Here is an 8,369-nt window from a genome sequence, read left to right on the forward strand (position 1 = left end):
CTTTGGTGAGCTGGTGCGGCTGGTTTTCGCCGCGGTGCCTGCGCGATACCGCAAGCACCCACGGGCCCGGGCCGGCTGGGACCGGACCACCGGCCGCATCCCGGCCGACACCCCGCTGGTGCACACGCCCGCGCGCAACCTGCCGCCGCTCGACGAGCGCGACAACCCGAAGCATTACTGCCCCGACGTCTGACGCGTTAGCTGTGGGCGTGGTTGTGCGCTTCCTCCAGCCCTGACTGGTGGACGTGTGGATGCGTGTGCTCGGTTCCGTCGTCGTGGGTGTGGGCGTGCTCGTGCTCGACGTGGTCGTGCTCGTGGCTGGTGTGCGCGTGGGTGTGAGTCGCCCCTTCGTGCTGGTGCTCGTGTGAATGCGGCGCCTCGTGGGCGTGCTCGTGGTGCGGCATGGTCGTCATCTCCTTTGTTGTGCTGGTATTTCGGAAACCACCTGCAGCCCGGCGTCGACGCGGTGGTGCCGCGGAACGCCCGGGCCGGCATGCTCGGCGTTGAAGACGGCGTCGACGACGAGTCGGCGCACGTGTTCGTTTTCCAGGCTGTAGAAGATCGTCGTTCCCACCCGGCGGGTGCGCACCAACCGGGCCATCCGCAGCTTTGCCAAGTGCTGGGATACCGAGGGCGCAGGTTTGCCGATGTGCTCGGCAAGTTCGTTGACCGACATCTCGCGATCGGCCAGCGACCACAGCACCTGGACCCGGGTGGCGTCGGCCAACATCCGGAACACCTCGACCACCAGGCTGACCTGGTCCTCGGGCAACCGGCCATTCTGGTTACCTGCATGCATACGCAGATAGTAGCGCAGGGTAGAGTGCTCGTGTCAAACCCTGCGCCGGCCGGGCCGAGGTAGTCCGCCTGTCCGGGCGCAGCGGCGGCTGTGGTACTAAATAGCCTATCTATATTGCTGGGACGTCGGGATGAGGCCGAGATGGTGCGCACCGAAAGCGATAGCTGGGATCTCGCGACGAGCGTGGGGGCGACGGCCACGATGGTTGCCGCGCAGCGAGCGCTGGCCTCCGAGAGGGGGCTGATCGACGACCCGTTTGCCGCGCCGCTGGTGCGCGCGGTCGGCATCGACGTCTACACCCGGCTGGTCAGCGGGCAGATTCCGGTCGGGGAGGGCTCCGACTTCGATCCGGACCGCATGGCGCGCGGCATGGCCGTCCGAACCCGGTTTTACGACCAGTACTTCCTCGACGCCGTGGAAAACGGTGCTCGACAGGTGGTCATCCTCGCCGCCGGGCTGGACGCACGGGCTTACCGTTTGCCGTGGCCGGCCGGCACCGTCGTCTACGAGGTGGACTTGCCGGAGGTCATCGCCTTCAAGACCTCCACACTGCAAAATCTGGGGGCCGAGCCGAAAGCCGAGCGGCGGACCGTTGCTGTCGACTTGCGCGACGACTGGCCGGCGGCGCTTCGAGAAGCCGGATTCGATTCAAGTGCGCCCGCGGCATGGAGCGCCGAGGGATTGGTGGTCTATCTGCCGTCGAATGCCCAGGACGCCCTGTTCGACCACATCACCGCGTTGAGCGCGCCCGGTAGTCGCGTGGCTTTGGAATTCGTGCCCGACACTGCGATTTTCGCCGACGAGCGGTGGCGGGCTCATCACGAGCGAATGGTCGAGCTCGGCTTTGACGTCGTTGACTTCAACGAGCTCGTCTACCACGGCCAGCGCAGCAACATCGTCGAGTACCTAAGCCGCAGCGGCTGGCAGGTCTCGCACCGCGCCGTCGCGCAGATGCATGCCGACAACGGCTTCGACTATCCCGACGACGACGTCGCCGCCGCCTTCGCCGATGTGACCTACTTGAGCGCTGTGCTGCAGTAGCGCTCAATGCAGGTGCGGTAGCACGTTGTTGCGGTAGAAGTCGATCGCGGCGATCGGGTCGCGCTGGGGAAAGTGCATGAACGGCGTCGCGCCGGCATCGAGAACGGCCTGCACCGCTTTGATATGTGTCGCGGCATCGGTGCCGGTTGTCCAGCCCTTGATCACCTTGTCGAGTGGATTGCGCTCTGCTGCCTGCTGGATGCCGACCGGGTTGGGCTGGTCGACGGCCCCGCCGGTGAACCGCCATAGTTCGGCGGCGCGGTTGATCTCGTTCTGGTCGCCGACAACGGCGAACATCTCGGCGCGCTTACCCAATTTGGCCGGATCGCGGCCCGAGGCCTGCGCCCCTTGGTTGAACGCGGAGACCAGCTTTTGGTTTTTGACGCCGTCGGCTTGGGTGATCCAGCCGTCGCCGTAATGGCCGGCCAGCTGGGCGCTTTTCGGACCGCCGGCGGCGACGAAGATCGGCGGCGGCAAGGGAGGCACGTCGTAGATCTTGAGCTGGTTGGTTTGGAAATAGCGGCCCTGGAACGAGATTCGCTGGCCGCTCCACAGTTGCCGGATCAGTTGGATCGCTTCGATCAAGCGGTCGTGGCGCTCTTGGTAGCTGCCGAACTGGGTGGTGGCCGCTTGCTCATTGAGCCGCTCGCCGGTGCCTACACCGAGGAACACGCGCCCGGGGAAGAGGATTGCGAGCGAAGCGAAGGCGTGCGCGACGGTAGTCGGGTGAAAGCGCCAAATCGGGCAGGTGACGCCGGTGCCGAACGGGACATGTTGAGTCCGTTGGCCCACCAATGCCAGCGTGATCCACGGGAACATCGCATGCCCCTCGTTGTCCTGCCATGGCTGGATATGGTCGCTGGCCCACAGGTAACGGAATCCCGCTTCCTCGGCTGCGTGCGCCTGGTCCACCAGCTGCGCTGTTGGGAATTGCTCATGGGACAACACGAAGCCCACACCCGGTCCGGAAGGCGGCGGCGGCGCCGCGGGAGTGGACGGTGACGGCGCGTGTTTCGAGCTGCATGCGGCTGCTACGCCGCTGGCAGTCATCACGCTCACTCCCGCGAATAACTGACCCAAGGCGCGCCGTGACATTCCTTTCATGGCCCGGGAGTACCCAGAAGTGGGGCCGGGGCCAATGCCGGAAGGCCGTGCGTCGGCGCAGGTCATAACGCCAAAGTGCCCCCACCAGGACTCGAACCTGGGACCTGCGGATTAAAAGTCCGTAGCTCTACCAACTGAGCTATAGGGGCGCGAGGCACAGGATACTGCGTTTGCGGATGCGGCTCGTTTGAGGATTCGGTCGGCGGTAACCTAAGCTGGCGTGGCTCCCAACGAAACCACGTTGCGAGTACCCCGGAGAGATTCGGTTCTGGCCCCCTTCGTCTAGACGGCCTAGGACGCCGCCCTTTCAAGGCGGTAACGCGGGTTCGAATCCCGTAGGGGGTACCGCTACGCGGCGACGCGGAGCACACAACACAACAAGGCCCTGTGGCGCAGTTGGTTAGCGCGCCGCCCTGTCACGGCGGAGGTCGCGGGTTCGAGTCCCGTCAGGGTCGCCATCACGGCGAGACACACGCCGTCTTCCGGCCAGGTAGCTCAGTCGGTATGAGCGTCCGCCTGAAAAGCGGAAGGTCGGCGGTTCGATCCCGCCCCTGGCCACCAAGCCGGGTATCTATCTCGTTGCGCCATCGAGTCGCTGCCTATCCTCCGTACTCGACGACCCGGCACAATGCGGACATGACTGCGCGACAGTTCCTCGTCGCCGTGCTGGTGGCGATGTGCGGCACCAGCTGCAGCGCACGCGCCGGCGCCGACGTGCCGCCGCTGAGCGCCGAGGCCCAAGCGGCGGGATTTGTCGACGTCAGGAGCGTCGTCCCGGGCGCGATCATCCACTTGCGTTACGCCACACCAAACAATTTCACCGGCGTCGCGCTGTATCCCGCCGATGCCCGCTGTCTGGTTCACGAATCCATGACATCGGGCCTCGCGACGGCCGCCGACATACTTCGCCGACAAGGACAGTCGCTGGTCTTCTGGGACTGCTACCGTCCGCACGACGTTCAGGTCAGGATGTTCCAGGTGGTGCCCAACCCGGCGTGGGTGGCGCGACCCGGCCAGTATGCGCACAGCCACGAGTCCGGACGCTCCGTCGATGTCACCCTTGCCCGGGCGCAGTGCTTGCAAGGTGGCCGGCCCTGCTTCGTCGAGATGGGAACCGACTTCGACGACTTCACACCGCGCGCCAACGCCTTCGCCAGCGACGGCGTCACCGCGGACGCGCAGGCGAACCGCGCCCGGCTGCGCGACGCGATGAGCTCTGGCGGGCTGACGGTGTACTCCGGGGAGTGGTGGCATTTCGACGGCCCCGGCGCCGCGGCCGATCGTCCCATCCTCGACGTCCCGGTCGACTGAAAAGCGAGGATCCCAGCGGTGAACCGCTACACCCACGGCCGCCACGAGTCGGTGCTGCGTTCGCATCGTCAGCGCACCGCGGAGAATTCCGCTGGCTATCTGTTGCCGCATCTTCGCTCTGGCATGTCCCTGCTGGACGTCGGATGCGGACCCGGGACGATCACCGTCGACCTCGCCGCACGGGTCGCACCCGCTGAAGTCACCGCCGTCGACCTCACTACTGCAGCGCTCGATGTGGCGCGCAAAGAGGCGCAGGCGCGCAACGTATCGAACATTTCCTTCGTGATAGCCGACACACAGGCGCTCGAATTTGCCGATGACACTTTCGATGTCGTGCATGCGCATCAAGTGCTCCAGCATGTCACCGACCCGGTGCAGGCGCTGCGCGAGATGCGGCGCGTGTGCGTGCCCGGCGGCATCGTCGCCGCCCGCGAGGCCGACTATGCGGGCTTCATCTGGTATCCACAGCTGCCAGCTTTAGACCGGTGGCGCGAACTCTACGAACAGGCGGCTCGGGCAAACGGGGGTGAGCCCGACGCCGGGCGGCGCCTGCTGTCTTGGGCTCAGGACGCGGGCTTCGACGAGATCGTTCCGAGTGGCGGAATCTGGTGTTTCGCAACGCCTGATGACCGCGATTGGTGGGGCGGTATGTGGGCGGACCGGATTCTGCAGTCGTCGCTCGCCGACCAGCTCCTGGCGTCTGGGTTGGCAACGGCGGCCGAGCTGACCGAAATCGCCTGCGCATGGCGAGCCTGGGCCGCTGCGCCTAACGGCTGGCTGGCGATCCCGCATGTCCAAATCCTCTGTCTGGCATAGGGAATCCGCCGGACAGCTGCTCGAAGGCATGGGCGACGTTGAGCACCGTCGCGTCGTCGAATCGCTTGCCGATGATCATCATTCCCACCGGCAGGCCGTCGAGCAGGCCAGCGGGCACCGAGATCGCCGGATGACCGGTGATGTCCATGGGTGCGGTGTTGATCGCCTTGCCGTGCGCGTTTGCCAGCAGCGCGAGATCATGCCGGCCGCCGGCCGGAAGTGTCTCCGCCGTACCGGGGACGGTGGGCATCACCAGCACGTCGTAGCGATCCAGCGCGTCATCATAAGCGGCGCGCACGCGCGGCACCAAGTTGCGCGCCTTGGCATACACGGCGCCGCCGAGCGCCGTCTGCCCGTACTTGCCGCATAACACCGCGGCCTTGATGGTGCTGGAAAACTGGTCGGCTTTGGCGAGTCGCTGACGGGCGAAGTGCGCCATGAGCTCTGGGTCGTAGAGTCCGTCCACACCAAGCCCATAACCGTTGCCATCGAGCATCTGAGAGGCGACACCGTCGGTGATGATGACAGTGAAGAGGTGAAACGCCGTCCGATGCCACGGCACGCTGATCTCGCCGATGGTGCAGCCTATTTCGGTGAGCCGCTGTGCCGCCGACCGAACCAGCTCGTCCACGCCCGGACGCGAGCCCGGCTGGCCGAAACCCTCCGAGACCAACCCCACCCGTAGACCGGCGACGTCGCCGGTCAGCGCGGCCCGGTAGTCGACAGCAGGAACGTCGTCGCGCTGACGTGGATCCCGCCCGTCCGGTCCGGCCAGCACGGTGAGCAACAGCGCGGCGTCGGCGACAGTGCGCGTCATCGGGCCGATGTGATCGATGGTGCGCTCGATCGGGAATGCGCCGGTGTAGGGCACCAGCCCGTGGGTCGGCTTATGCCCGACGATGCCGCACAGCGACGCCGGGATCCGCACTGAGCCACCCTGGTCTGCGCCCAGCGCCAGCTCGACCACGCCGGCGGCGACCAGCGCCGCACTGCCGCTGGATGATCCGCCCGCTTCACGGGCGGGGTCCCACGGGTTGCGCACCGGACCGCACGCCGAGGTGAAGCTCGAGCCGGAGCAGCAGAGGTCCTCGCAGACGCTTTTGCCGGCAATGACCGCTCCCGCGTCGAGCAGCCGCTCGACGACCGTCGCGTCGCGGCTCGAAATGAATCCCTCCAGCGTCGCCGACCCGTTCATCATTGGGATACCTGCGACGGCGATGTTGTCCTTGATGGCGACCGTCTTGCCCGACAGCGGTCCCTCTGCGCCTGAGCTGATCTCCGTTGTGACATACCAGGCGCCGAGCGGATTGTCGGCCGGCTGCGGGAATCGGTAGGCACGCTCGGGCACTTGTGGCCGCGCCAGCTTGTCGTACAACTCGTCCACGGTGTCGTAGGACGTCAGCGTGTACCCGGCGATCGTGGTGTAGGCCGCCAATGCATCGGTGTCCAGATGGAAGCCGAAATGACTCGCCGCTGAAGCGATATCCGTTGTCGATGGCCGGGGAACCGCCATGTCCACCTCCGTGCGGCCTAGTCGTGAGATCTTCAGCGTCGAGGTGAGCGCTGCGCGCATTATCCGGGTGTCGCGGGCGGCGATGGTCAGGTTTCGCGCGCAGCCTGCGTTCGGGCAGGTCAGCGCGCGGTATTGGCATTCTCTTTTTTGCAAGTGCGTTATCAGCTGATGGATAACGCAGCTCAGACCTCAGCCGGCATCCGCTCGCGCCGGCTTACGGGCCGGAGGACCGTAGCAGCGAACCGCCGCCCCCGGGGGCCTACCCGTTCACCCGGGGCAACTTCGCGTCCGGGTACCGCGGCAAGCTGTGGACGTTCCGGCAATACTCGGGGTTCGGCACCGCCGAGGAGTCCAATCGCCGGTATCGCTACCTGCTCGAACAGGGCGGGACGGGACTGTCGGTGGCACTCGACCTGCCCACCCAGTGCGGGTTCGACTCCGACGATCCAGAAGTCAGCGAAGAAGTCGGCAGGGTCGGCGTCGCGGTCGACAGCCTGGCTGATGCCGAGATCCTGTTCGACGGCATCCCACTGGGCAATATCAGCACCAGCATGACGATCAACGGCACTGCGGCGATCCTGCTGGCGTTCTACGTCGCCGCCGCCGAGAAGAAGGGGATACCGCGGGCCAAGCTCACCGGCACCATCCAAAACGACATCCTCAAGGAGTATGCCTCGCGCGGCACCTGGATCTGGCCGCCCGAGCCGTCGCTGCGGCTGATCGCCGACACCATCGAGTTCTGCGCAGCTGAAGTCCCCAGATTCAATGCGATCTCGGTGGCCGGAGCGCATTTCCGCGACGCCGGGGCCAACGCGGTGCAGGAGATGGCGTTCACCCTGGCCGACGGCGTCACCTACTGCGACACTGTGGTCGAGCGGGGCCGGATGACCATCGACGAGTTCGCACCGCAGATCTCGTTCTTCTTCTACACCCACGGCGACTTCTTCGAAGAAATCGCCAAATACCGTGCGGGACGACGTCGTTGGGCCACGATCGTGCGGGAACGCTACGGCGCCAAAACCGATAAGGCGTCGATGTTCCGGTTCGGCTGCGTCTGTGGCGGCGCATCGCTGTGTGCACCGCAGGCGCACAACAACATCGTGCGGGTGGCCTACGAAGCCATGGCGGCGGTGCTCGGCGGCGTGCAGTCGATGTTCACCGCCGCATGGGATGAGCCGTTCGCGTTGCCCACCGACGAGTCCACGACGCTGGCGTTGCGCACCCAGCAGATCCTGGCCTACGAGAGTGGGGTGCCGCGAGTCGCCGACCCGCTCGGCGGCTCCTACTTCGTCGAGGCGCTCACCGATGCAACCGAGGCCCGCATCGTCGAGATCATGCACGACCTCGAGCAGCACGGCGGCATGGTGCGGGCCATCGAAGACGGGTACCTGCAAGGGCTGATCGCCGACGAAGCCTATCGGATGCATCGGGAAATCGAATCCGGAGAGCGGCCGATCGTCGGGGTGAACCGGTTCGTCACCGAGGAGCCGCCACCGCAGATCGCCGGCTACGAACTCGAGGCCGAAGGACGCGATCTTCAGCTCAAGCGGCTGTCCAAGGTTCGGGCCGAAAAAGACTCTGCTGCAGCGCAATCCAGCATCGCGGCGCTGGCCCGCGCGGCCGAAGGCACCGACAACCTCATGCCCAAGCTCATCGACTGCGCCAACGCCTACTGCACGGTCGGTGAAATGGTGTCCGCGCTCAAAGCGGTGTGGGGCCGAATTCCAGCAGCCGTTGATGCTTCTATGTCAACGCGACCGGTTGGTATCTGGTGATCTGGTGCTG

Annotated in this window: 7 protein-coding genes, 4 tRNA genes and 2 pseudogenes (1 of these 13 running past the window's edge); 8 read left to right on the plus strand and 5 right to left on the minus strand. The window is 65.9% G+C overall.

Going from position 1 to position 8,369, the window contains the following annotated elements:
• Positions 1 to 193: pseudogene (locus ACFE99_RS04110) on the plus strand (oxygenase MpaB family protein); it begins 817 nt to the left of the window's first position.
• 4 nt (positions 194 to 197) lie between these two features.
• Here the strand turns inward: ACFE99_RS04110 and ACFE99_RS04115 are convergent.
• Complete coding sequence (locus tag ACFE99_RS04115) at positions 198 to 413, minus strand: zinc transporter Slc39a7 (protein ID WP_375482672.1); 216 nt, start codon at positions 411 to 413, stop codon at positions 198 to 200.
• The gene (locus ACFE99_RS04120; protein ID WP_375482674.1) at positions 410 to 799 is read right to left on the minus strand and encodes an ArsR/SmtB family transcription factor; all 390 of its coding nucleotides are present in this window, start codon (positions 797 to 799) and stop codon (positions 410 to 412) included. The genes ACFE99_RS04115 and ACFE99_RS04120 overlap by 4 nt, the downstream gene beginning before the upstream one ends.
• A gap of 141 nt (positions 800 to 940) precedes the next feature.
• On the opposite strand from ACFE99_RS04120, the gene ACFE99_RS04125 reads away from it, so the two are divergent.
• Entirely contained in the window at positions 941 to 1,840 is a 900-nt protein-coding gene (locus ACFE99_RS04125) for a class I SAM-dependent methyltransferase (RefSeq protein ID WP_375482687.1), read from the plus strand.
• A gap of 3 nt (positions 1,841 to 1,843) precedes the next feature.
• On the opposite strand, the gene ACFE99_RS04130 is transcribed toward ACFE99_RS04125, so the two are convergent.
• Together ACFE99_RS04130 and ACFE99_RS04135 are read right to left on the minus strand one after the other, a co-directional pair.
• Positions 1,844 to 2,944, minus strand: a complete 1,101-nt coding sequence (locus ACFE99_RS04130) for a F420-dependent hydroxymycolic acid dehydrogenase (protein WP_375482676.1) — start codon at positions 2,942 to 2,944, stop codon at positions 1,844 to 1,846.
• A gap of 76 nt (positions 2,945 to 3,020) precedes the next feature.
• Positions 3,021 to 3,093: transfer RNA gene (locus ACFE99_RS04135), tRNA-Lys, on the minus strand.
• 122 nt (positions 3,094 to 3,215) lie between these two features.
• Here ACFE99_RS04135 and ACFE99_RS04140 point away from each other — a divergent pair.
• From ACFE99_RS04140 to ACFE99_RS04160, 5 genes are all read left to right on the plus strand, one after another.
• Positions 3,216 to 3,289 (plus strand) — tRNA-Glu (locus tag ACFE99_RS04140).
• A gap of 36 nt (positions 3,290 to 3,325) precedes the next feature.
• Positions 3,326 to 3,402: transfer RNA gene (locus ACFE99_RS04145), tRNA-Asp, on the plus strand.
• A gap of 26 nt (positions 3,403 to 3,428) precedes the next feature.
• Positions 3,429 to 3,505 (plus strand) — tRNA-Phe (locus tag ACFE99_RS04150).
• 75 nt (positions 3,506 to 3,580) lie between these two features.
• Positions 3,581 to 4,255: a M15 family metallopeptidase gene (locus tag ACFE99_RS04155; protein ID WP_375482678.1), complete on the plus strand. Its 675-nt coding sequence runs from the start codon at positions 3,581 to 3,583 to the stop codon at positions 4,253 to 4,255.
• A gap of 9 nt (positions 4,256 to 4,264) precedes the next feature.
• On the plus strand, positions 4,265 to 5,071 hold the full coding sequence (locus ACFE99_RS04160) for a class I SAM-dependent methyltransferase (RefSeq protein ID WP_375482689.1): 807 nt from the start codon (positions 4,265 to 4,267) through the stop codon (positions 5,069 to 5,071).
• Here ACFE99_RS04160 and ACFE99_RS04165 read toward each other — a convergent pair.
• Positions 5,022 to 6,584 (minus strand): amidase, encoded by a 1,563-nt coding sequence (locus tag ACFE99_RS04165; RefSeq protein WP_375482691.1) that lies wholly within the window; start codon positions 6,582 to 6,584, stop codon positions 5,022 to 5,024. The two genes, ACFE99_RS04160 and ACFE99_RS04165, sit on opposite strands and share 50 nt — an antisense overlap.
• A gap of 168 nt (positions 6,585 to 6,752) precedes the next feature.
• Between ACFE99_RS04165 and ACFE99_RS04170 the strand changes: the two are divergent.
• Positions 6,753 to 8,369 (plus strand): annotated as a pseudogene (locus ACFE99_RS04170) (methylmalonyl-CoA mutase family protein); the annotation flags it as partial.

The sequence above is a fragment of the uncultured Mycobacterium sp. genome, assembly GCF_964249325.1.
Taxonomy (GTDB): domain Bacteria; phylum Actinomycetota; class Actinomycetes; order Mycobacteriales; family Mycobacteriaceae; genus Mycobacterium.